This window comes from Spirosoma endbachense (assembly GCF_010233585.1).
Taxonomy (GTDB): Bacteria; Bacteroidota; Bacteroidia; order Cytophagales; family Spirosomataceae; genus Spirosoma; species Spirosoma endbachense.
The window spans coordinates 8,787,409-8,812,610 of record NZ_CP045997.1 but is presented as its reverse complement, the minus strand read 5'-3'; the positions used below and the strand labels follow the sequence as shown (position 1 = coordinate 8,812,610).

Annotated in this window: 14 protein-coding genes; all 14 read left to right on the top strand. The window is 50.0% G+C overall.

Features of this window, described 5'->3' with window-relative positions:
- The first annotated feature begins 140 nt into the window (after positions 1–140).
- Positions 141–2,018: a sialidase/neuraminidase family protein gene (locus tag GJR95_RS35570; protein ID WP_162390380.1), complete on the top strand. Its 1,878-nt coding sequence runs from the start codon at positions 141–143 to the stop codon at positions 2,016–2,018.
- A gap of 47 nt (positions 2,019–2,065) precedes the next feature.
- The gene (locus tag GJR95_RS35565) at positions 2,066–3,541 is read left to right on the top strand and encodes a sialate O-acetylesterase (protein WP_198424771.1); all 1,476 of its coding nucleotides are present in this window, start codon (positions 2,066–2,068) and stop codon (positions 3,539–3,541) included.
- A gap of 2 nt (positions 3,542–3,543) precedes the next feature.
- The gene (locus GJR95_RS35560; RefSeq protein ID WP_162390379.1) at positions 3,544–4,248 is read left to right on the top strand and encodes a DUF3826 domain-containing protein; all 705 of its coding nucleotides are present in this window, start codon (positions 3,544–3,546) and stop codon (positions 4,246–4,248) included.
- A 70-nt stretch (positions 4,249–4,318) separates the two neighbouring features.
- On the top strand, positions 4,319–5,452 hold the full coding sequence (locus GJR95_RS35555; protein WP_162390378.1) for a sialidase family protein: 1,134 nt from the start codon (positions 4,319–4,321) through the stop codon (positions 5,450–5,452).
- A 70-nt stretch (positions 5,453–5,522) separates the two neighbouring features.
- The gene (locus tag GJR95_RS35550) at positions 5,523–6,671 is read left to right on the top strand and encodes an iron-containing alcohol dehydrogenase (protein ID WP_162390377.1); all 1,149 of its coding nucleotides are present in this window, start codon (positions 5,523–5,525) and stop codon (positions 6,669–6,671) included.
- A gap of 2 nt (positions 6,672–6,673) precedes the next feature.
- On the top strand, positions 6,674–7,594 hold the full coding sequence (locus GJR95_RS35545) for a dihydrodipicolinate synthase family protein (RefSeq protein ID WP_162390376.1): 921 nt from the start codon (positions 6,674–6,676) through the stop codon (positions 7,592–7,594).
- A gap of 8 nt (positions 7,595–7,602) precedes the next feature.
- Positions 7,603–8,655, top strand: coding sequence for a 4-hydroxythreonine-4-phosphate dehydrogenase PdxA (pdxA, locus tag GJR95_RS35540; RefSeq protein WP_162390375.1), 1,053 nt, complete (start codon positions 7,603–7,605; stop codon positions 8,653–8,655).
- A 61-nt stretch (positions 8,656–8,716) separates the two neighbouring features.
- Positions 8,717–9,868 carry a four-carbon acid sugar kinase family protein gene (locus tag GJR95_RS35535; protein WP_162390374.1) on the top strand — a complete coding sequence of 384 codons (1,152 nt, stop codon included), beginning with the start codon at positions 8,717–8,719 and terminating at the stop codon, positions 9,866–9,868.
- Positions 9,869–9,884: 16 nt separating this feature from the next.
- Positions 9,885–11,501 carry a sodium:solute symporter gene (locus GJR95_RS35530; protein WP_162390373.1) on the top strand — a complete coding sequence of 539 codons (1,617 nt, stop codon included), beginning with the start codon at positions 9,885–9,887 and terminating at the stop codon, positions 11,499–11,501.
- A 127-nt stretch (positions 11,502–11,628) separates the two neighbouring features.
- Positions 11,629–14,421 (top strand): family 78 glycoside hydrolase catalytic domain, encoded by a 2,793-nt coding sequence (locus tag GJR95_RS35525; RefSeq protein WP_162390372.1) that lies wholly within the window; start codon positions 11,629–11,631, stop codon positions 14,419–14,421.
- A gap of 192 nt (positions 14,422–14,613) precedes the next feature.
- Entirely contained in the window at positions 14,614–15,723 is a 1,110-nt protein-coding gene (locus GJR95_RS35520; RefSeq protein ID WP_162390371.1) for a glycoside hydrolase family protein, read from the top strand.
- Positions 15,720–18,170 (top strand): beta-galactosidase GalB, encoded by a 2,451-nt coding sequence (gene galB / locus GJR95_RS35515; RefSeq protein ID WP_162390370.1) that lies wholly within the window; start codon positions 15,720–15,722, stop codon positions 18,168–18,170. The genes GJR95_RS35520 and galB overlap by 4 nt, the downstream gene beginning before the upstream one ends.
- A gap of 62 nt (positions 18,171–18,232) precedes the next feature.
- The gene (locus GJR95_RS35510; RefSeq protein ID WP_162390369.1) at positions 18,233–21,757 is read left to right on the top strand and encodes a glycosyl hydrolase; all 3,525 of its coding nucleotides are present in this window, start codon (positions 18,233–18,235) and stop codon (positions 21,755–21,757) included.
- A 93-nt stretch (positions 21,758–21,850) separates the two neighbouring features.
- Complete coding sequence (locus GJR95_RS35505; protein ID WP_162390368.1) at positions 21,851–25,198, top strand: glycoside hydrolase family 2 TIM barrel-domain containing protein; 3,348 nt, start codon at positions 21,851–21,853, stop codon at positions 25,196–25,198.
- Positions 25,199–25,202: the final 4 nt, after the last annotated feature.

The following is a 25,202-nucleotide window of genomic DNA, read 5'->3' as shown; positions in this document are numbered from 1 at the left end:
ACGTGTACGTTAATCAACTTGTCGAAACGTGTCGTTTTGCCGGGATCTCAAACCCGGCAAAACGATCGGGAGCGATTTGTCATTCCGACAAAAGAGCAATCGTAACACGAGTGAACCCTCAAGAGTCTACTCAGGTCGCAATGACAAAAAAGTTAGGTCAACTATTTCTTCAGACGGTACTTCTGTTCTGCCTTACCCACTACGCATACACGCAGGATACCGTGCACTATGTCGGGCAAACGTTGTCCAATGTCGATTATCACCACGGTCAGTTGAGTCCGGCGGTGGGCGTACACAACATTCAGGTATTTCGGGCAAACCGGGAAAATCCAGAACTGGCAGGCGGCACCAACTGGACGTACAATCACGCCCCCATGCTCGCCTACTGGAATAATACCTTCTACCTGCAATACCTCAGCAATCCGGTCGGTGAACACGTACCGCCGGGGCAAACGCTGCTTCTAACCTCCAAAGATGGGTATAACTGGTCGAAGCCAACCATTATTTTTCCCCCATACAAAGTGCCGGATGGCTGGAAGAAAGAAGGTCGGCCAGAAGTCGCCAAAGATCTGTACGCAGTCATGCACCAGCGGATGGGCTTCTTTGTCGCGAAAAACAAACGGTTGTTAACGCTGGCTTTCTACGGAATTGTGATGGGACCCAAAGACGACCCGAACGATGGAAACGGCATCGGTCGCGTAGTTCGGGAAGTCTACCCGGATGGTAAATTCGGACCAATTTACTTTATCCGCAATAACACATCCTGGAACAATGGCAACCCCGATCGGGCTAAATCGACCTACCCGTTCTATACCAGCTCGAAAGACAAAGGATTTGTCGAAGCCTGTAATGAATTGCTCGCCAATCCGCTGATGATGCAGCAATGGATCGAAGAAGCCGACCGCAACGATCCACTCATTTCGCTCAAGAAGGATGTGAAAGCGTTCAGCTATTATCATTTGCCCGACAATCGTGTGGTGGGTCTATGGAAACACGCCTTAACGACAATCAGCAAAGACGAAGGCAAAACCTGGTTGTATAATCCGCTTCGGGCACCGGGTTTTGTTAACAGCAACGCCAAGATATGGGGTCAGAAAACGTCGGATGGCCAATACGCCACTGTTTATAACCCGTCCGAGTTTCGTTGGCCGCTGGCGGTTTCGACCAGCAAAGACGGCCTGGCCTACACGAATCTGCTGTTGGTAAATGGAGAAATTACATCCATGCGCTATGGAGGGGCTTACAAGTCATATGGGCCGCAATACGTACGGGGCATTGAAGAAGGCAACGGTACGCCACCCGACGGCAATCTGTGGGTTACCTACAGCATGAACAAGGAAGATATCTGGGTATCCAGCATTCCGGTTCCGATCACCGACGAGGTGAAAAATCAGGCTAATGATGTGTTTGCCCAGCTACCAGCGGGCGAAGAGCTAAAATACTGGAACATCTACAGCCCGCTTCAGGCTACGGCAAAAATTGAAACAGCTGCGGGTACGAAAGCACTGGTTCTTCGGGATAAAGACAAGTTCGATTATGCCAAAGCCGAGCGGGTTATCCCCGACGCAAAGAAGGTGGCTGTCGAATTTTCAATCGTGCCCCAACAGGCTAATAAAGGGGTTTTACAGATCGAGTTTCAGGATGCCAAAGGCAATGCGGCTGTTCGACTGATGTTCGATTCGGATAGTCTTTTTAAAGCCAAAGTCGGCTACCGTGATTCAGGCATTCAGAAATACGAAGCGGGTAAACAATACGAGGTACGAATTGAGCTGGATCGCGACAAACGGATGTTTACGACGTTTGTGAATGGGCAATCGAAAGGGGCTAAACTGTTCTTTGCCCCTGTGGCGTCGTTCCGGCGGGTGGTGTTTCGAACCGGTGGTGTTCGCCGGTTCCCGGATGCCGATACGCCGACCGACCAAAGTTATGATTTACCCAAAGCAGGCGAGCAGGACGAAGAAGCTGTGTTTGTGATTAAGTCGTTTAAAACGAGTCCGTTAATCAAATTTCAAGAATAAATAAACTTCCAGAAAGACTTAAGTCGTTCGGAAAGTTGCTCGCTCAAATGTCCAAATTTATCGTCATATTCCTTGTTACAGTTTCCCTTTCGATCCAACTGAAAGCCGAAATCATACTGCCCCGAATTTTTGGGCACAATATGGTACTGCAACAGGGGAAACCGGTGGTGATCTGGGGAAAGGGATCGGTTGGCGAGACGGTGACGATTCAGTTTGCCGGGCAACAACAGACTACGTTTGCTGATGCCTCGGGCCAATGGAAGATTACCCTGAAACCACTGAAAGCCTCAACGAAGCCATCTGAGTTGCTTATTTCGGGCACCAATACCATCCGGCTGCAAAATATTCTGGTGGGCGAAGTCTGGCTATGCTCGGGACAATCGAACATGGAATACACCATGCGGAAGAATAGCAAGGTGAATCGGGCGTTGGCCACTGACACTGACGGCCATAATCCAGTCGATGAGTTGGAGTACGCTACGAATCCTCAGATCCGCATCTTTCTGGTCAACCGGAAAGAGCTTGGTAAGCCCGATTCGCTGCATCGCGGCTGGAACATGGCTCAGGATTCGGCTTTGCGGTCATTTTCGGCACCCGCTTATTTCTTCGCGAAAGAACTCTACAAAAACCTGAATGTGCCGATTGGGGTCATTTCGTCGGCCATACCCGGCAGCCGGATTGAGCCGTGGATTTCAGAATCAGCTTTTCGGGAGGATGCTTATTATGGCGATCAGAAAGTAGACGGCGAACCCGGAAAATTCTATGAACCCATGATTCGGCCACTGGCACCGTTTGCGGTAAAGGGTTTTCTGTGGTATCAGGGAGAAACCAACTGTTTCCTGAAAGAAACCAGTTCGTATTCGCACAAGATGAAAACGCTGATTACGAGCTGGCGTAGCGCGTGGAGCGACCCGAATCTGCCGTTTTATTACGTTCAACTAGCGCCATTCAAATATTCTGAATCAAAAGGAAAAGTTGTGCTCACGCGCGAAACATTGCCTGAATTTCGGGAAGCGCAGGAATTGGTACTGAGTCTGCCCAAAACCGGAATGATCGTAACGACCGATCTGGCCGAAGATCTGTCCGACATCCATCCTCCCTACAAATGGGAAATTGGTCGACGACTTGCCTTACTCGCCCTGGCTACAGATTACGGAAAGCGTTCGGTTAGTTCGCAAAGCCCTGTTTATGAGGGCATGCGGGTAAAGAGCGGCATGGCCGAACTAAGCTTCCGGAACATAGGAAATGGTTTGGTCAGTAAAGACGGGCAACCACTTACTGGCTTTACGGTTGCCGGGGCCAATGGCGTTTTTGTACCCGCACAGGCACGAATCGACGGCAGACACGTGCTCGTTTCGGCGGCTTCTGTGTCGAATCCGGTGGCTGTTCGCTTTGCCTGGGACGAAGCGGCCCAACCGAATCTGTTCAATAACGAAGGGCTGCCTGCCCGCCCGTTTCGAACCGATAATCCATTGAAGAATCAGCAGTATGAACTAGTACAACTTCCTGAACGCTCAAAATAGCCATGAAAAAAATTGTCAATACCTGTTTGTTCATAGCTGGCGTCCTGTCGGCAGCGCCTGTATTCAGCCAGACTCAATCCGTCATGCCAGTAGCCTCTGCCGAGACCAAAGCGAAAGCCGATGCTGAACAGGAGAAAAAAGCCGCCGAGTGGATTAGTTCACTGAACCTGAATGATCCGGATAAGGAAAAACGCCTGACCGGAGTGGTTGCTACGCACCTGAATGCCATACGCGACTGGCACAATGAACATCCCGTTGCTTCAGTTCCGGCCGGGATCAATCCCGTAACGGGCAAACCGCTGTCAGAGCTGGACCGCCAACTCATAGCCGACTCGGCCATTCCCAAAACCGTACACGAGGATCTGATGACTGGGCTGCAAAAAGACCTCGATAAAAAGCAGGTTGACGCCGTGCTGAATAAATACACGATTGGAAAAGTCGCGTTCACGATGAACGGTTACAGGGCCATCGTCCCCAACATAACCGCTCAGGAAGAAGAAACCATTCTGGGATTTCTGGAGCAGGCTCGGGAACAGGCTGTCGATTATAAAAGCATGAAAGAGATTTCGGCCATTTTCGAGATCTACAAAACCAAATCAGAGCAGTATCTCAATGCCAATGGCCGCAATTGGCGAGAAATGTACAATACCTATACGGCTGCAATCAAAGCAAAAAAAGCCGCTGAGAAGAAACAGGCGACAAATTGATAGTTCCGAATCAGCTTCTCGAAAGGGTAAAACCGTTGATCGGCTCCGTTTCGGAAAATTCTCCCGAAGAATGAAAAACAAACCCCTATACCTGACCCTGCTGACCAGTCTGACACTCTTCAGTACAACATTCGCCCAGTTGCCGAAATGGCAATCCGGATTGGTAGTCGATGAATTTGTGGTTGAAAAACCACCATTTCCGGAAAGCCATGCCGCCACCATTACCGAAACGCCGACCGGGTTGGTATCGGCTTGGTTTGGAGGGACTAAAGAACGGAACCCGGACGTATGCATCTGGATAAGCCGCCAGGAAAACGGCAAATGGATGGCTCCGCAAAACGTGGCCAATGGAATTATCAACGATACGCTCCGGTACGCCTGCTGGAATCCGGTTTTGTATCAGATTCCGAAGGGTGATCTGATGCTTTTCTACAAAGTTGGCCCAAGTCCGTCCAAATGGAAAGGCTGGCTGAAAACATCCTCAGATGGTGGTCGCATATGGTCGAAGGCCAAAGCTTTACCCGAAGGGTATATAGGACCAGTGAAAAACAAACCGGTATTGCTGGCCAATGGAAATCTGGTTTGCCCGTCCAGCACGGAGGGCGACGGCTGGAAACTGCATTTCGAAGTGACTCCGGATTTTGGAAAAACCTGGCGGATGGTCGGCCCGATCAATGACGGCAAAACGATCAATGCCATTCAGCCGAGCATTCTGAGTTACGGGAAGGGAAAACTCCAGATTCTGGCACGTAGTAGAGATCGCGCAATTGTCGAATCCTGGTCGACAGATAATGGAGAAACGTGGTCGCCATTGGCCAAATCGTCATTGCCCAATAACAATTCAGGAACCGATGCCGTAACGCTCAGCGATGGTCGGCAGGTGCTGGTCTATAACCACGTACTGCCACCGGGGGATCTGGCCAAAGGGCCGCGAACACCGCTGAATCTGGCCGTGTCGAACGATGGTAAAAACTGGTCGGCAGCGGTCATCCTGGAAGATTCACCCATCAGTCAGTATTCGTATCCATCCGTGATTCAAACGAGCGATGGGTTGATTCATGTGATTTATACATGGCGTCGGCAAAAGATCAAACACGCGGTCATTGATCCGAAGAAACTGAAGTTGAAACCTATTGAAAACGGCGTTTGGCCCACTCTGGCAGGCTATACGGCACCAATAGCAAAAGAAATAACGAAGGATTGAAACTGTTTTTTGTCATGCATTCGCTCCGGCGATCAGGCTACATCAGCAGGACAAAAACACTTTAGAAACAATGACTCAGGCTTTAAAAATACATTTTCCCGGCAAACTGGTTTTTGGTAAAGGCTCTCTGGGGAGCTTAGCTGATGAAATCAGTCAACTGTTTCCCCAACGGGTACTACTCATAACCATTAGCCCACTTCTGGGACAGTTGAAAAGCCTGATTGATAGCCTGGAAAGCAATGGAATTGCTGTTCGGGTCGATACCAGTATTGTTCAGGAGCCAACCTTCGATGATTTCGACGCATTACTACAAGCTGTCGCTCCGTTTAATCCCGACCTGGTGGTGGGTATTGGCGGAGGAAGCGTGCTGGATATTGCCAAACTGGTAGCGGCCCAACTCGACAATGACCAGGCTCTGGCTGAAATCGTTGGCATTGGAAACCTGAGCAGTAGGCGTAAAAAACTTATTTGTGTGCCTGCCACATCGGGAACGGGCAGTGAAGCGTCGCCAAACGCCATTTTAGTCGATACGGCCGATAATCAGAAGAAAGGCATCATCAGTCCGTTTCTGGTGCCCGACATCGTTTATGTCGATCCATTGTTGACCCTGAGTGTTCCTTCGGCCATTACCGCAGCTACCGGTATTGATGCACTAACGCATTGCCTGGAGGCTTACACCAACAAATTTGCCCAACCGTTCATCGACATGTACGCCTTTGAAGGCATGCGCCTGATTGCGGCCAATATCGTGCAGGCCGTACGGGATGGATCGGACGAAGAAGCGCGTACACAGGTCGCAATGGGTAGTTTGCTGGGTGGGTTTTGTCTGGGGCCTGTCAACACGGCCGGTGTTCATGCCCTGTCGTATCCGCTGGGGAGTATGTTTCATCTGGCCCACGGGCTCTCCAATGCCTTATTGCTGCCTTATGTGATGGAGTTCAACGCGTCGGCGTCGCTTTGCCGGCATGCACAGGTGGCCATCGCACTGGGGTGCGAGCGGGGTAGCACTGATGCCGAAACGGCAGCCCGCGGAGTGGCGAAAATCAATGAACTGATTCGCGATTGTGGCATTCCGGCCCGCCTTCGCGATGTGAATATTCCCCGAGAAGCCATTCCACAAATGGCAGAGGATGCTATGAAAATTACCCGGTTACTGAAAAATAATCCTCGTGAAATTACCCGTGAGGATGCCATTGCCATTTATACAGCCGCCTACTAATTATGAACCTAAAAAAGAAGTATCAGGGTGTTGTTGTTCCGCTTGTTACGCCCCTGACCGAAGCATACCAATTGGATAGGCCGGCGGTTGAGAAGATAGTGAGCAATCTTCAGGCGAATGAGGCTATGCCGTTTATTTTAGGAACAACAGGAGAGTCTGCTTCGCTGCCTACACCGATAAAAAAGGATTATGTGCGGGCGGTAGTACAGCTAAAATCAGCCGATATGATGGTATACGCCGGTATTTCGTCAAACTGTCTGGAAGAAACGATCGATTTTGCGAACTACTGTTTTGACTCGGGTATCGATGCGGTTGCGGCTACACTCCCTTCCTACTACAGCCTCTCAGAAAGTCAGATGAAGCGGTATTTCGAGCAACTGGCTAATCAGTTGAACGGACCGCTGATCATCTATAACATCTTTGCAACCACCCACATGTCGATTCCGCTGGCGGTGATTGACGAATTAAGTTACCACCCCAATATTGTCGGTACGAAGGACTCGGAGCGAAGCAGTGAACGACTGAACGAATCACTGTCTTTATGGGCAAATCGGGCTGATTTCAGCCATTTTATGGGATGGGCAGCAAAGTCGGCGCAGGCACTTTTGTATGGTTCCGATGGGCTGGTTCCCAGCACCGGCAATCTGTTTCCGGGTATCTACCGGGATATGATGAAGGCGGTTCGGGCTGGCGACGCCGATAAAGCCTATGGGTATCAAAATCAATCGGATGTATTTGGCCAGTTGTACCAATCGGGTCGGACACTGGGCGAATCATTATGGGCACTGAAAGTGTTGATGCAGGAATATGGTCTTTGTGATCCAACAATGATGCCTCCCCTGCAATCGCTTTCTGAGCGCGAAGCCACCGAACTGAAAACGACCCTGGCCGAACTGGTCGAAAAAGAAGAAATACAACTGTAAGCGAGCAGATGATGTATAAAGATGATAAACCAATTGTTGGCATCACGATGGGTGATCCGGCAAGCATTGGCCCCGAAATAGCGGTTAAAGCACTGCTCAATCCGGCCATCTACGAACTGTGCAAGCCTATTCTGGTGGGCGATGCGCATGTTTTTGCCGATATTGTTGCCCGGCTGAATCTGAACGCAGTGATCAGGCCGGTCAGATCAGTTCGGGACGCACACTATCAACTGGGTACAATTGATGTGTATGACCTCAACAATGTAGACATTGATCAGTTAAAGTTTGGTGAAATTTCGGCAATGGCCGGAGAAGCCGCTTTTGCAGCCGTAAAAACGGTGATCGAACTGGCCCTGGCCGATGAGATTGACGCTACGGTGACCGGCCCGATCAACAAGAAATCGATTAACGAAGCGGGTCATCATTTCGCAGGACACACCGAAATCTACGCCCATTATACCAATACCAAAAAGTATGGTATGTTGCTGGTTGAAGATCAGATGAAGGTCATTCATGTATCGACGCATGTGTCGCTTCGGCAGGCCTGCGATCTGGTCAAGAAAGACCGGATTCTGGAAGTAATTGAACTGCTGCATAATGGCTTGATTTCTCTGGGAGAAACCAATCTGAAAATTGGCGTAGCGGGCCTGAATCCGCACGCAGGCGATTCCGGTTTGTTCGGAACCGAAGATGATCAGGAAATCCTGCCTGCGGTTGAAGAGGCTAAACGACGGGGTTTCGACGTTGAAGGACCAGTACCGGCCGACACGCTCTTTGCGAAAGCAGCGACGGGTTATTATGGAGGAATTGTTGCCATGTATCACGATCAGGGCCACATTCCATTTAAGCTGACCGGTTTTAAATGGAATGCTGAAAAGAAACAGATGGATAGTGTGAAGGGCGTGAACATTACTATGGGCCTGCCAATCATTCGTACGTCTGTCGACCACGGAACGGCTTTTGAAATAGCGGGCAAAGGGGTTGCCAGCGCCGACGCGATGGTATTGGCGATTGAGTCGGCAGTCCAATTAGCGAAAAATAAAGAACTATTGAATGCATGATTGAATGATTGAGTTGTTGATTGCATAGGCAAGAACAACTCAATCATCCGATAATTAAAAAATGATCGCGGTTATTGCAGACGATTTAACGGGAGCCGCTGAGCTTGGAGGCATTGGTCTGACGTATGGGCTTCGTGTCGAAATTGCCATGTCGGTCAATCCACAATCTACCGCCGATTTGCTGGTAATCGCTACCGATGCCCGGTCGGTTTCGGAGCCGGACGCTGTGCAGGAAATGACCTGTTCCAGCAAAGCGTTACTTCCGATGAAGCCGCAATTGATTTTCAAGAAAGTCGATTCGGTGTTGCGAGGGTATGTTATTGCCGAAACACAGGCACAGCTGGCAGTTTTTGGGGTAGAAAAAGCCCTGATCGTTCCGGCTAATCCGGCGCTGGGCAGAACATTGATCAACGGTACGTATTATGTAAATGGCCAACCGATTGACCAGACGCATTTTTCTGAAGATCCGGAATTTCCGATAACCGATTCGGATGTATTGAGACGGCTCAGCGTTAATGTTGCCCAACTAACCGTGCAGCCGCATACCACAGCGTTGCCGAAGCAGGGAATTGTTATCGGTGAAGTCGCAACAACGGACGATTTACGGGCATGGGTAAAACGGGTCGATACCGAAACCATGATTGGGGGAGGTTCCGGATTTTTTACAGCCATACTCGATTCATTGCAACTGCCAGAATCAGGGAGACAAGAGCCTGCGAAATTGGGTGAAAACAGGCTTTATGTATGTGGAAGCGCATTTGGTGAGCGGGTTGCGCTGGTAAAGAAAGCGGCCGATGCTGGTCAGGCCGTCAGTTATATGCCGAATGCACTGACGCACATTTCCCGATTTAATGAGTCCGATCTGGCTGGTTGGGTGGCCGAAATCGTCGGGTGTTTTCAGCACCACAGTCAGGTCATTATCGCTATTGAGCCAGGTTTGATTGATGACAATAAGCGGGCGGCTATTCACCTGCGAACGGTAATGGCCAAGGCTGTGAGCCGGGTGCTGGCACAAACAAAAACCGATGAGCTGATTATTGAAGGAGGGTCAACCGCTTCGGCTGTGCTTCGGGCCATTGGTGTCACGCGGCTGGTTCCGGTTCAGGAGTTGGCCCCCGGTGTGGTCAGGAGCGATGCTATTGAAAAAGACAGCTTGCATATCACTGTAAAACCGGGAAGCTATCGATGGCCAGCGGACTTATGGACATGTTGATTAATTTCTAAACCTAATGCCAAACCCAACCCTGAGCGTACTCGATTATCTGATAATTGGTACGGTTTTATTCATCAACCTGTATTTTGGGTTGCGGTATGCCCGAAAACAGCAAACCACAGAATTATATTTTGCCGCTAAAGGTCGGGTTCCTGCCTGGGCCATCGGCATGTCATTGCTGGCGACATTAATCAGCAGCGTTACCTTTTTAGGATACCCCAGTGAAGGCTATTCGTCGAACTGGATCTTGCTGGTACAGGGCTTAATGGTACCTATTGTTTTGTTGGGAACGATCTGGTTTATTGTCCCTCTCTACCGGAAAGTAATTGGCCTGAGTACCTACGAATATTTTGAAAAACGCTTTGGCCGTTTTGCCCGCTATTACAGCTCAATCGCGTTCGTTCTCCGGCAATTTTCGTCCATGGGAACTGTTTTTTTCCTACTGGCGGTAGCCTTGACCAACATGACCGGTGTTGAAACATTCTACATCATTGTTGTCGTTGGGGCGATCATCATCACGGTCAACCTGTTAGGGGGTATTGAAGCCGTTATCTGGTTAGATGTTTTTCAGGGATTCATGCTGTTTGCCAGTGGTATTCTTTGCGTTACGGTCATCATTTTTTCGGTTAAGGGTGGCCTGCCGGAGATTCTGGATATTGCTTCAGTCAATGGTCGCACCGGATTTGGCCCTTACGATCTGGATTTTACCAAACTTACGTTCATCGTGATGGTCATCAATGGTGCCTTCTACGCCATTCAGAAATATGGTACCGACCAGACCGTTGTGCAGCGTTATCTGACCGCCAAAACGGATAAAGCAGCTATCAAAGCCTCAATTCTGGGCATCTCGCTAACGGTGCCGGTATGGGCACTATTCATGTTTATTGGTACGGCCCTGTTTGTCTATTACAAACAACAACCTTTACCGCCAACATTGCGGCCGGATGCGGTTTTCCCGTATTTCATCATGACCCGCTTCCCGACGGGCGTTGTTGGGTTTATTCTGGCAGCCATGATCTCGGCGGCTATCTGTAGTCTGAGTGCCGATCTGAATTCGCTGGCCGCTGTTGGATTAGAGGATTTCTATAAAAAAGCGCGCCCGGCAAGAACCGATAAAGAATACCTGACCGTCAGCAAGCTGATTGTCGTTTTTTCTGGTGTCATTGCCATTCTTATTGGAGCCATCTACCTGCAGGCGGGTAATGAAGGGGTTTTAGGAATCGTATTCACCTTATACGCTATTTTTTCGGGCGGGATCGTCGGTATTTTTCTGCTGGGTATTTTCAGCGCCCGAGCCAATAAAGAAGGGGTAAATATTGCCATCGTAATCTGTATTCTGTTTACGGCCTATGCGTTTCTGACGTCGACCAAAATCGGATACGGTGATAACAAAAAGCTGTTGCTCGACATGGGTGCCTACAATTTCACTCACCACAAACTGATGCTTGGTGTCTATAGCCACCTGATCGTTATTGGTGTCGGTTACATTGCCAGCCTTTTCTTCCCAAAGCCCGTGCTGGATACCAATCTGTTGTACAGCGGCTGGCGAAACGCATCCAGATCATCGGCAAAAGAGGAAACATCCACTTCCCGGAAATTCGAGGCAATGGGGAAGTTACAGGGAAAAGTATAACAAGATTGACTCGGTTAAGGCAGGCCCTTCGGTTAGAGCCGTGCACGGTTTTTAGGAACATCATTAGTAACCGTGCACGGCTCTAACCGAAAGGCCTGCCTTAACCGAAACCTGGTTCCTGGCTCAGATGAATACGAGATACCGTTACATTCTTTTCTTTCTACTCATTTCGGCAACGGGATTTTCGCAGGCGCTGACAGTTACGAACCTGCGTTGTGAATACCGTTCCAATCCACTTGGTGTACAGACCGCGAAGCCTGCGTTGAGCTGGCAGCTGGTTGCTCAGCAGCGTAATACGCTTCAGAAAGCCTATCAGATTCTGGTTGCCGATTCGCCGGAAGCGCTTGGTCAGAACAAAGGGAACATCTGGAATTCGGGCAGGGTTAATTCCGATGCCTCTATTCAGGTCAGCTATCAGGGTAAAGTACTGGAGCCAACCAAGTTCTACTACTGGAAAATTAAAGTCTGGGATACAAAAGATACCGAGTCGCCCTGGAGCCCGGTAGCGTCCTGGCAAATGGGCTTATTGACCAAAGTCGACTGGAAAGGTGCCGCCTGGATTGGCTACGAAAAACTACCCGATTCATTGGTCAATACGCTGCCGACCGATGGGAAGAAAGATAAGGTGCAGGGCGGGAATGTGTTGCCTTTAGTGCGAAAGAGCCTGACGATCACAAAATCGGTGCGAAAGGCTACCTTGTTTATATCGGGCCTGGGGCAATTCGATGCCCACCTGAATGGGCAAAAAATAGGTGACCATTTTCTGGACCCCGGCTGGACAAAATATGACAAACAGGCCCAGTACGTCACCTTCGATTTGACCGATAAGCTAAAGTCGGGTGAAAATGTCATCGGTGTCATGCTGGGTAATGGATTTTATTACGTGCCACCCGTTAAGGAGCGATACCGCAAATTGAAAGTCATGTTTGGCTATCCGAAGATGATTTGCCGGTTGTTTATCACCTATACAGACGGCTCAACGGATAACGTTGTCAGTGACGCATCCTGGAAAACGGCCCCTTCCCCAATTACGTTTTCGAGCATTTACGGGGGTGAAAATTACAACGCTACCCGCGAACAACCGGGTTGGGATGGCCCGGCTTTTACGGACAAATCCTGGAAAAATGCATTGATAGTCGATGGACCGCCCGTTTTAACGTCACAAATGCAGGAACCGCTGAAGGTGTTCGATACGTTTGCGCCAATCAGCAAAAAACGACTCGATTCCGGTGACTGGGTTTATGATTTAGGGCAAAATGCGTCGGGGATAATTAGCCTGACTGTCAACGGAAAGCAGGGCGATACAATCCGGATTTACCCGGCAGAATTGCTGAAAGCTGATGGATCGGTCAATCAGAAGGCGTCAGGAAGTCCGTTTTATTTTGAATACGTTCTGAAGGGAGGGAGAGCCGAAACCTGGCAACCCCGGTTCACGTATTATGGCTTCCGCTATTTGCAGCTAAAAGGTGGGGTGCCTCAGGGTGAGCAAAATCCAGTCCAAAAGCCACAGGTCATTGATCTTAAGGGCTTACACACGCGCAATGCGGCTGCAAGCGCTGGCCAGTTTTCGTGCTCGAATGAACTGTTCAATAAAGCGAGTACACTCATCGACTGGGGAATCAAAAGCAACATGGCGAGTGTGTTCACCGACTGTCCGCACCGCGAGAAGCTGGGCTGGCTGGAGGAGTTGCACTTGATGGGCGGCTCTGTTCGCTACCAGTACGATATAGCCAGTCTGCTCAAAAAAGTAATTCAGGATATGAAAGACTCGCAACTCGACAATCAATCTGCCGATGCGGGACTGGTTCCTGAGATTGCGCCGGAATATGTGAAATTTGACTGGGGAGGAGGCATCTTTCGTGATTCGCCCGAGTGGGGGAGCAGTGCGATTATTGTGCCCTGGTATCTGTATCAGTGGTATGGCGAGAAAGACGAACTGGCCGCTAGTTACACCATGATGCAGCGTTACATTGCCTATCTGGGGACGAAAGCGAAGAGCCATATCCTGGCTCAGGGGCTGGGCGATTGGTATGATCTGGGTCCGAAACCGCCGGGCGTATCGCAGTTGACGCCGATGGGCGTTACGGGTACGGCAATGTATTACTATGACCTGACCATTCTGGCAAAAATTGCCCGGATGCTAAACAAGTCTGATGATGCCTTGCAGTACGATAAACTCGCTGGTGAAGTCAAAGTCGCTTTTAATCAGGCGTTTTTCAACCACCAGACAAAGCAGTACGCAACCAATAGCCAGACCGCCAATGCAATGGCCCTCTACCTGAATTTGGTAGAACCGCAATACCGGGAAGCCGTTGTCGAAAACATCGTTCAGGATATTCGGAGCCGGAACAACAGCCTGACAGCCGGTGATATTGGGTATCGGTATCTGCTTCGGGCGTTGGAAGATGCCGGACGGTCGGATGTGATTTTTGATATGAATAGCCGCTCCGATGTGCCGGGTTATGGCTACCAGTTGGCTAAAGGAGCAACCGCCCTGACCGAATCGTGGCAGGCGTTGCCATCGGTGTCGAACAATCATTTCATGCTGGGGCATTTGCTTGAGTGGCTTTATGCCGGTCTGGCGGGAATCAAGCAGGCCGACACGTCAATTGCGTTCCGGAACAGCGTCATTTACCCGCAACCCGTTGGCGATGTTATGCAGGCAAAAGCTTCCTACGATTCACCTTACGGCCTGATTTCGAGTGATTGGAAAAAGGTAGGAACCCGCTTTGACTTAACCGTTCAGATTCCACCGAATACGTCGTCGGAGATCTACCTGCCTGCGTCGATAAGCAGCCCGATCACCGAAGGAGGGCAGCCAGTCGGTAAGCGCAAAGAAATAAAAGTGCTTGGTTTTGAGAAGGATAGAGCCAGGATTCTGGTTGGCTCTGGAACGTATCGATTTACGGTACAGGACTAAATTTTCTATATTATCCTGCTTCCGGCGAAATCTTCAGGAAGCTGAGATCGGGAAGCTGCTTCGGCCATCGATACGCGATAATTGGCTCACGCTAACATCATACAAACTTTAGGAAAAATAATAGATAGGTATAGGCTTTATCGCGGATAGATTTGCACTCAATGTTTCCAGATGCATTAATTAATCCGTGTAATGATTTCCCCGATCGTTCGAATTGTACTCTTTTGTCTTCTGGTTTTACCCCTATTTGCTCAATCCGTCCGTGTTTCTGACGCGCAGATGAAGCAGATTTATGAGGAAGTGAAAACGCCTTTCAAGTATGGTTTAGTCATAACACCGGCTGATAACTCGCAGAAGCTGGACTGCCCGACGGTTTTTCGAAAAGGCAAAAAATGGTACATGACCTACATCATCTATGGCGGCCGGGGCTACGAAACCTGGCTGGCCAATAGCAATGATTTATTGCACTGGGAAACGCAGGGCCGAATAATGTCCTTCTCTGATACAACACAGTGGGATGGCAATCAGAAAGCAGGCTATAATGCTTTGCAGGATTTTCAGTGGGGTGGGAGTTATGAACTGAAAAAATATCAGAATAAGTACTGGATGTCGTATATCGGCGGGGCCGCTCGCGGATACGAAGCCGGTGATTTGTCAATTGGGATTGCTTATACGGATCAGAACCCCACAAACGTGCACGAATGGCAACGTAAACCAACGCCTGTTCTAACCGCTAAAGACGCTGATACCCGCTGGTGGGAAAACCGAAAGCTTTATAAAAGTTCAGTCATCCACGATCCGAAAAAACGAACCGGTCATCCCTTTGTGATGTACTACAACGCCAATGGCGATACGACGGGCGTGAATAAAACGCGTTGGTTCGAGCGAATTGGTATGGCTGTTTCGGACGATATGCTGAACTGGAAACGTTTTGGAAACGAGCCGATTCTGCAACATCCGGTCGGCATTACAGGCGACGCCGTCATTCAGAAACTAGGCGACACCTGGGTGATGTTCTATTTTGGGGCTTTTTGGCAGGATCGGAAAGGAGCCTTCAACCGATTTGCCGCATCAACCGATCTGGTCAGCTGGACCGACTGGACAGGCGAAAACCTGATCGAACCGTCAGAGCCTTATGATGAACTGTATGCTCATAAGTCGTTCGTTGTCAAGCATAAAGGCGTCGTTTATCACTTCTATTGTGCTGTTAATAAGCAGGATCAACGGGGTATTGCAGTGGCTACGTCGGCCGATTTAGGAAAAAGTAAGAAGAATTTTGTCGCCATCAGCAAGAAGCAATGAGGAATGCATATACCTATATCAGCTTGTTGCTGGCCTTAGTAACCTCGCCCATTTTCGCGCAGAATGAGCCCCGAACAGCAGTTGATTTTAACCACAGCTGGAAGTTTTTTCCGGGCGATGAACCAACCGCGAAGGCCCCCGATTTTGCTGATGCCGACTGGCGAACGCTCAATCTGCCGCACGACTGGAGCATTGAAGGACAGTTTAGTGAACAACACCTGAGCACAACCCAGGAAGGAGCCCTGCCTACCGGAATTGGCTGGTATCGCAAAGCCTTTCTGATCCCGGTTTCATCAAAAACCAAACGTGTTTTTATTGAATTCGACGGTGTTTACCGAAACAGCGAAGTCTGGATTAACGGCCACCGGCTGGGCATTCGGCCGTACGGGTATAGTTCGTTTCGGTATGAACTTACGAAGCATCTGAAGTTCGGAAGTGAAAAAAATAGCATTGCCGTACGAGTCGATAATGCGGCCCAGCCCAATTCACGCTGGTATACGGGTTCGGGTATTTATCGGAATGTACGGTTAGTAACGACGTCAAAAATGGCGGTCGCCCAATGGGGAACCTTCGTGACAACCCCAACCGTAACGAGCCAGAAAGCGCAGGTTTTAGCCCAGATAAGCATCCAGAATCCGCTGGGGCGGGTAAAGGACGGTCGGCGCTCCGACGGAAAACCGGAAACGGTCGATGTGATCAGTACGGTCCTGGATGCGGCCGGAAATAAAGTAGCCACACAAACGTCATCGTCGGTCCAATTAACGGATACGCTGACTACGATAGCTCAGCAATTCGATCTTCAGAACCCAATACTTTGGTCGATTGAAAAACCCTACCTCTATAAAATTATAACCCGGATTTACAGCCAGAACCGTCTGGAAGACACTTACGAAACGCCATTCGGTATTCGGTATTTTAAGTTCGACTCTGCCACTGGATTTTCGTTGAATGGGCAGCCGATGAAGATTCTGGGAGTTTGTCTGCACCACGATTTAGGCGCTTTAGGCGCTGCCGTAAACCGACGGGCTATGCAGCGTCAGCTTGAACTGCTGAAGGCAATGGGTTGTAACGCGATCCGAACAGCCCACAACCCTCCCGCACCCGAGTTTCTGGACTTGTGTGATGAGATGGGCTTCCTCGTGATGGATGAAGCGTTCGACATGTGGAAAAAAAAGAAGTCGAAGCAGGATTACGGCCTCAACTGGGATGCCTGGCACAAAACCGACCTCGAAGACATGGTCCGTCGCGACCGAAATCATCCATCCATTTTTATGTGGAGCATTGGTAATGAGATTCGCGAACAGTTTGACTCAACGGGCATTACGATCACGAAAGAGTTAGCCGATATCGTTAAAAAGCTGGATTCAACCCGGCCTGTTACCTCGGCACTTACCGAGAATATCCCGGAGAAAAACTTCATTTATCGGTCAGGTGCGCTGGATATTTTAGGTTTCAATTATAAACACGAAGCTTACGGCGATTTCCCAAAAACGTTCCCGAATCAGTCTGTGATTGCCTCCGAAACAGGCTCGTCGCTGCAAACACGCGGGCATTATGACATGCCTTCTGACTCGGTGCGTATGTGGGGAAAGGGTGGGCCTGCCAAATTCAGGGATGGCAACCCCGACTGGACCGCTTCGGCCTATGATAACGAAGCGGCTTATTGGGGTTCAACGCACGAACAGACCTGGAAAGTTATCAGGAAATACCCGCATATGGCAGGGCTGTTCATCTGGACGGGTTTCGACTATCTCGGTGAACCCCATCCTTATCCGTGGCCTGCCCGAAGCTCGTATTTTGGCATTCTCGATCTGGCTGGTTTCCCGAAAGATGTGTATTATCTGTATCAGTCCGAGTGGACAGACAAGCCCGTGCTGCATCTGTTCCCCCACTGGAACTGGCCCAAAGGTGAAACCGTCGATGTCTGGGCCTATTACAGCCAGGCCGATGAAGTTGAGCTGTTTCTGAACGATAAATCGCTGGGAATCCGCCGGAAAAATGGTGATGATCTGCACGTCATGTGGCGCGTCAGTTACGAACCCGGTACGCTCAGGATAGTGTCTCGAAAGGGAGGTAAATCAGTACTTACCCGTACCGTTTCGACGGCAGGGAAGCCCGCTAAAATTCAACTGATCGCTGATAGAAACACGCTGAAAGCCGATGGAAAGGATCTGTCTTTTGTAACGGTAAATGTGCTCGATGAACAGGGTAATCTGGTACCCGATGCCAATCATTTGATCACGTTTGGTTTGAAAGGCTCCGGAACGCTGGCAGGAGTCGATAATGGCTATCAGGCTAGCCTTGAGCCGTTTAAAGCCAATTATCGAAAGGCGTATAATGGAAAATGCCTGGCCATTATTCAGACAACCGACAATACCGGTACGATTAGCCTGAAAGCTACTGCCGAAGGTTTGCAAAGTGCTGTTGTTGAGCTGATTAGTAAATAAGTTTGAGGTCTCCCTATAACTCGTCGCTCCGCGATACATAACCTGCACACTCCGGTTTGGGCATGATAAACGCTAACTATTGCTTACGATTTTTTGCTTTCCTGATTCCACTTTCACTATGGCTGGCTGGTGAAAAATCATTGGCGCAGTCGTCGGGTGGATTGGCAAAAATCGTTCCTCTGGCTAAACAGTCGGCTGATGCCAAACCGTGGGTGTTCTGGTACTGGATGCAGGGTGGCGTTTCGAAAGAGGGCATCACGGCCGATCTGGAAGCGATGAAAGAGGCTGGTATCGGTGGCGCTTACCTTATGCCTATAAAGGGTGTTACAGACCCGCCCCTGTATACGCCCGCTACCGCGCAACTTAGCCCGCGCTGGTGGGACATGGTGCGGTTTACGATGCAGGAGGCTAAACGGCTTGGACTGGAGATGGGCATGCACGTGAGCGATGGCTTTGCGCTGGCTGGCGGCCCCTGGATAACGCCCGCTTTGTCGATGCAGAAAGTAGTGTATTCATCGATGCAGGTTCGGGGCAATCAACCCGTTTCGGTTAAGCTCCCCCAACCACCGGCTAATGAAGGCTATTACAAAGACATTACCGTACTGGCTTTTCCATCGTTCAAGGGGTCGACCGATGGCCCGAACGGAAGCCCACAACCTAAAATAACATCGAGCAAGCCCGGTGTAAATCCGCAGTTTTTGATTGACCGAGCCAGTAAGGAAAGCTTTAAAAGTGACACTGCCTGCTGGATTCAATATGCGTATGATCAGCCATTTACGGGCCGTTCGATCCTCATCCGAACGGGTGGGAATAACTACCAGGCGCAGCGGTTACAGATCGAGGTCAGCAATGATGGCAAACTGTTTAGGCCAATACCTCGCCTTGAACCACCGCGTCATGGCTGGCAGGATACCGATGCCGACGTAACCCATGCCATCACACCGACCACTGCCCGCTATTTCCGATTTGTGTACGATAAAGCCGGTTCAGAACCGGGAGCTGAAGATCTGGATGCCGCCAAGTGGAAACCGGGGCTGAAACTCGTCGGTCTGGAACTCTCCGATGAACCCCGAATTAATCAGTTTGAAGGGAAGTCGGCAGTTGTTTGGCGGGTTGGCCAGCGAGCAATGCCTGCGATGAACGTCCCTAAGCAGGGTGGCCCCGCGAATTTGGCAAATCAGGACATTGACAGGTTAGCCATACCCCTCAACAACGTGATCAATCTGACCGACAAACTAACGGCAGACGGCCACCTGAACTGGGATGCGCCCGCTGGCTCCTGGACCATCATGCGCATCGGTCATACCTCTACGGGACACACGAATGCTACGGCCGGGGCGGGTAAAGGACTGGAGTGCGATAAGTTTAATCCTGAAGCAATTACCCTTCAGTTTACAAGCTGGTTTGGCGAAGCGCAGCGGCAAATGGGTCCTGACCTGAGCAAAAACGTTCTGAAAGTCTTCCATGTAGACAGTTGGGAGTGTGGTAGCCAGAACTGGTCAGCCAACTTTGCCCGCGAATTCAAAAAACGGCGGGGCTATGAATTAACACCTTATCTGCCGGTTATGGCGGGTATTCCCATCGAGAGCGTTGAGGTGTCGGAACAGGTGTTATATGATATTCGCCGGACGGTGGCCGATCTAATTGTCGATGTATTTTATAAAACACTGGCGGATTTGGCTCATGAAAAAGGAGTTACGTTCACTGCCGAGAGCGTAGCCCCAACCATGACCAGCGATGGACTGGCGCATTACAAACGGGTCGATGTGCCGATGGGTGAATTCTGGCTGAACAGCCCAACGCACGACAAACCGAACGACATGCTCGATGCGGTGTCGGCGGCTCATATCTATGGGAAAAATATCGTACAGGCCGAAGGATTTACCACCGTTCGGATGGCCTGGGACGAGCATCCGGGTATGTTGAAAACGCTTCAGGATCGTAACTACGCGTTGGGAATAAACAAGTTAGTTTACCACGTTTTCACTCATAACCCCTGGCTCGACCGCAAACCTGGCATGACACTCGACGGTGTTGGACTTTATTTTCAACGGGATCAGACCTGGTGGAAGTCAGCCCGCGCCTGGGTCGATTATGCCCGTCGATGTCAGACCCTCCTGCAAATCGGGAAACCAGTAGCGGATATTGCCGTTTTTACGGGCGAAGACATTCCCCGACGGGCCGTTCTACCGGATCGGCTGGTTTCGACCCTGCCCGGTATTTTCGGAAAAGAAGTCGTTGAAAAAGAAGCAAAGCGATTGGCCAATATCGGCGAACCCTTACGGCAGAAACCAGCAGGCGTAACGCATTCAGCGAATATGGCCGATCCTGAAAATTGGGTGGACCCCTTACGAGGGTATGCCTATGATTCGTTCAGCCCCGATGCGCTGAACACGCTGGCGACTGTGCAGGGAGGTAGCGTATCATTTGCACCGGGCGCGGCCTATGCGTTGCTTGTGCTGCCGGATAAGCACCCGCTAAACTTGAATAATCGGTTCATGACTCCCGAAACGGCCGGCAGGTTTCTCAAACTGGTGACTGAGGGTGCTACGGTACTCGTTGGTGAAAAACCTATTTTCTCGGCGGGTAAAGGCGCTGATAAACAAATTACTGCGTTGACCGATCAGCTGTGGGGCGGGTCATTTGACCAGGTATCTGACGGGAAGAGCTCCTTTCGGATGAAGCGACTTGGGAAAGGTAGGGTTATTCAAACACCTTTTCCGGTTGGTTCCTTTGAAAAGCTTGGCCTTTCACGGGATATGGATTTCACCGAAACGACCGGCGAGTACGCCCGCGATATTGCCTGGACACATCGAACCGATGGGCAGATGGATTTTTATTTCATTGCCAATCAGGAGGACCGACAACGCGACATCACGGTTTCGTTTCGACAAATGGGGAAAATACCAGAGCTTTACAACGCCGTTACGGATGAGCTAACCGAAGCGAAACAGTGGCGCAATCAACAGGGGCGAACGCAATTATCGGTACGGTTAGAACCCAACGCATCGCTGTTCGTACTCTTTCGAAAACCAGCTCAACAAGCTGCCTGTTCGGGTAAGAACTGGACCGATTTTCGGCCAGTAAAAACGCTGGAAGGTTCGTGGCAAGTGCAGTTTGATACGGCATATGGCGGCCCAAAACAACCCCAGACTTTCGCTCAACTCACCGACTGGAGCCAATTGGCTGACTCTGCTATCCGGTATTATTCCGGGACGGCAACGTATTCGAAAGTCGTTAACTGGTCTCCTCCATCAACGTCTTCTAAACAGCGTATCTGGCTCGATTTAGGCAAAATTGCCAACATCGCCGATGTCAAACTAAACGGTGTTTCCTGTGGTGTCGCATGGACGGCTCCGTATCGGGTTGAGATCACGCACGTACTCAAAACCGGCGAAAACAGGCTAACCATCGACGTTAGCAACACCTGGGCCAATCGCCTGATCGGCGATCAGTTGCGGCCCGAATCCAGGCGCATCACCCGCACCACAGCGCCTTTCCGATTACAGGGAAAACCGCTTCTGGAAGCGGGCATACTGGGGCCGGTACAGATTTTAGTGGATGCTCCTGATCAATCCCTTAAATAAGCTAAGATCCTACAATGGCTTGGGAAAATAGCATATTTTGTAGCGGTTTATTGCTATTAATTTTGAGCTTTCCGCTGAACCCTCCGATCCGATATGCTTTATAAGGTAATCGCTTTTTGTCTGCTTATTCCGGTCATTGGCAATGCCCAGTTAGTTGACAAGACTCCGGCGGCTATACCCAACCAACCGCGTATCTATCAGACTGAGCCATATGAAGATCCACTGGTTAGTGGTATCAATCGCGATGCCTCGCGGGCCACAGCTTATTCATTTGCTACGGTAAACGATGCGCTCAGCGTCAACCGGGATAAAACATCCCGATACCTCTCCCTGAACGGTGAATGGGATTTTGCATTTTCGCTAAAACCCGCCGATGCTCCATCTGATTTTTATACAAAACGGGTTAGTGGCTGGAAGAAAATTCCGGTGCCGTCGAGTTGGGAAATGCAGGGATATGATAAACCCATTTATAAAAGCGCCGTATATCCGTTTCGGCCCGTCAACCCGCCACACGTACCGCAGGATTACAACGGCGTAGGCTGTTACCAGCGCACCTTTACGGTCCCCGCCGATTGGAGCAACATGAATGTTACGCTTCATTTCGGGGGTGTCAGTTCGGCTTATAAGGTGTGGCTGAACGGGAAGTTCGTCGGCTATGCTGAAGATAGCTTTCTGTCGTCTGAATTTAATATCACCCCCTATTTACAGAAAGGCGAGAACGTGTTGTCGGTCTGGGTCATTCGCTGGAGCGACGGTTCGTTTCTGGAAGATCAGGATCAATGGCGCATGAGTGGTATTCACCGGGAAGTCATGCTGATGGCTGAACCTAAACTGCGGATTGCCGACTTCTTTTATCAGACCAAACTAGACGGCGATTACAAAGATGCGTTGCTCAGCATTCGGCCCCGCATCGAGAACCTGACCGGGAACGAAGTGCCTGGTTACCAGCTCAAAGCCCAACTGTACACCAAACAAAACGAACCTGTTTTTGAGAAGCCGCTACAGACTAGTGTTGAGTCGATTATCAATGAAATTTACCCACGGCTCGATAACGCCAAGTTCGGGATTCTGGAAGCCAAACTAAAAAATCCGGCCAAATGGAGCGATGAGGAACCGAACTTATACACGCTGGTTTTATCTCTGGAAGACAGTACCGGAAAACTGCTGGAAGCTAAAAGCTGTAAGCTCGGCTTTCGATCGATCGAGTTCTCCAAAGCCGATAGCAAGCTGTTGATCAATGGGAAAAAGACGTACCTCTACGGGGTCAATCGCCCCGATCATCATCCGACAAAAGGCAAAGCCCTGACTCGGGAGGATCTCCTGCAGGATGTGCTGACCATCAAACGGTTCAACTTCAACTGCATTCGCACCAGCCATTACCCCAGCGACCCTTACCTCTACGATCTCTGCGATGAATTTGGCATTCTGGTCATCGATGAGGCTAATCTCGAAACGCACGGCCTGGGCTCGAAACTCAGCAATGACGCCTTGTGGACAGGCGCGTATCTGGAACGAAGCAGCCGAATGGCATTGCGGGACAAAAACCATCCGTCGATCATTTTCTGGAGTTTAGGTAATGAAGCGGGCCGGGGGCCGAATCACGCGGCTATGGCGGCCTGGATTCATGATTTTGATATCACTCGCCCCGTTCATTACGAACCGGCAATGGGAAGCCCGGCTATGGCCGGCTATATGGATAACAAAGATCCACGTTATCTGAAACCAAATGACCATTCTCACCGTATTCAAAATCCGCAGGATCAGTATTATGTGGATATGGTAAGTCGGATGTATCCGGCAATGTACACGCCCGAATTATTAGCCAATCAGGCTAATGGCGATACCCGACCGATTTTCTTTTGTGAGTACGCCCACGCAATGGGTAACTCCGTCGGAAACATCAGGGAGTTCTGGGATTTATTCCGCCAGACGAAACGCATTATTGGCGGCTGTATCTGGGAGTTCAAAGATCAGGGATTGTTGAAAAAAGATGAGCAGGGAATGCCCTTTTTTGCCTATGGTGGCGACTTCGGAGAGAAATATTTCGACAACTTCACCATTAAGGGCGTTGTAGCAGCCGATGGTCGTCCTAAAGCGGCCATGTACGAATGCAAACGCGTTTTTCAGGGTATCGAATCCGAATGGCAGGATGCGCAAAAGGGGTTGATGCACATCACGAATCGTCATGCGGTGAAAAATGCCAGCGCCTATTCAGGCCAGATCAGTATTCGCGAAGATGGTCGTGTTATCGTAACGCAGCCACTGCCCATTCTGAATCTGGCTGCGGGTCACGACACGGTTATCAATATTTCGGCCTTCTTGCCGAAGCAGAAAAACGGTTCCGAATACCTGGCTGATATTCAGTTTTCGCTGGCGGCTGATGAGTCCTGGGCTGTGAAAGGATTTGACGTTGCCTCAAACCAGTTGCCAATTCCTCAAACGAGTACAGAACCCACCAGAAAACCATCGGGGGCAGTTGTTTCGCTGAGCGAAGATGGGAAAATTTATACCGTAAAAGGAGACGGTTTCGCCGTTGAAATCAATAAAATAAACGGTGCCTTAACGTCTTATAAAGTCGCCGGGAAAGAACAGATTTTTTCGCCGTTATTGCCCCATTTCTCGCGCCCATTGACCGATAATGACAAACGCGGCTGGAAGCCCCAGCGGAAGCTGAAACCGTGGTATGATCCTCAGTTGACGCTAAAAACACTCACCGCGCAGACAATCGACAAGGGCTCGATTAAGCTGACCAGTACGTACTCGCTCATGAACGACAGCGCCCAAGTTGAGGTCAATTATCTGGTTCGGGGCAATGGTGTCGTTGGCGTTGATTTTGCGATAAAACCAGCGTTCCCACTACCGAATATGCCTAAAGTCGGCATGCAGGGGGGCATCGAACGGAGCTATGAATCCATTACGTGGTATGGGCGTGGGCCGCTGGAAAATTATGTGGACCGGCGGTATGGTTTTGATGCGGGTGTTTATTCGAAAACGCTGACTGACTTTATGGAACCCTATGTTGTACCTCAGGAAAATGGGAACCGAACCGACGTAAGGTGGATGTATTTGAGTAATTCAGGCACTAAAAATGGCTTACTGGTAGTAGCGGATAGTTTGCTGAGCATGAGTGCGTGGCCATACACAGAAGCTAACATTCAGTCGGCGAAGCATACCAACAAACTACAGGATGCCGGTTATATTACTCTGAATATCGATTTGGTGCAGATGGGGGTAGGCGGTAATGACAGCTGGAGCGATGTGGCTGCCCCACTCGATCAGTATCAGATCAAGGCAAAACCATATCAGTATCGTTTTTACCTGTTACCGCTCACGAAGCCGAAAGAAGAACCGGGAGCAATAGCAAGGAAGATCAAAGACGTTCATAGAACATCCAGGACACAACTTCCTGATCGTTCTACACTAACAGGAAGTTTGAAATAATAGG

Coding starts and splice junctions, on each gene's coding strand:
- GJR95_RS35505 (WP_162390368.1), top strand. CDS start 21,851: ATGCTTTATAAGGTAATCGCTTTTTGTCTGCTTATTCCGGTCATTGGC.
- GJR95_RS35510 (WP_162390369.1), top strand. CDS start 18,233: ATGATAAACGCTAACTATTGCTTACGATTTTTTGCTTTCCTGATTCCA.
- GJR95_RS35555 (WP_162390378.1), top strand. CDS start 4,319: ATGAAAAACAAACCCCTATACCTGACCCTGCTGACCAGTCTGACACTC.
- GJR95_RS35570 (WP_162390380.1), top strand. CDS start 141: ATGACAAAAAAGTTAGGTCAACTATTTCTTCAGACGGTACTTCTGTTC.
- GJR95_RS35535 (WP_162390374.1), top strand. CDS start 8,717: ATGATCGCGGTTATTGCAGACGATTTAACGGGAGCCGCTGAGCTTGGA.
- GJR95_RS35525 (WP_162390372.1), top strand. CDS start 11,629: ATGAATACGAGATACCGTTACATTCTTTTCTTTCTACTCATTTCGGCA.
- pdxA (WP_162390375.1), top strand. CDS start 7,603: ATGATGTATAAAGATGATAAACCAATTGTTGGCATCACGATGGGTGAT.
- GJR95_RS35560 (WP_162390379.1), top strand. CDS start 3,544: ATGAAAAAAATTGTCAATACCTGTTTGTTCATAGCTGGCGTCCTGTCG.
- GJR95_RS35520 (WP_162390371.1), top strand. CDS start 14,614: ATGATTTCCCCGATCGTTCGAATTGTACTCTTTTGTCTTCTGGTTTTA.
- GJR95_RS35545 (WP_162390376.1), top strand. CDS start 6,674: ATGAACCTAAAAAAGAAGTATCAGGGTGTTGTTGTTCCGCTTGTTACG.
- galB (WP_162390370.1), top strand. CDS start 15,720: ATGAGGAATGCATATACCTATATCAGCTTGTTGCTGGCCTTAGTAACC.
- GJR95_RS35565 (WP_198424771.1), top strand. CDS start 2,066: ATGTCCAAATTTATCGTCATATTCCTTGTTACAGTTTCCCTTTCGATC.
- GJR95_RS35550 (WP_162390377.1), top strand. CDS start 5,523: ATGACTCAGGCTTTAAAAATACATTTTCCCGGCAAACTGGTTTTTGGT.
- GJR95_RS35530 (WP_162390373.1), top strand. CDS start 9,885: ATGCCAAACCCAACCCTGAGCGTACTCGATTATCTGATAATTGGTACG.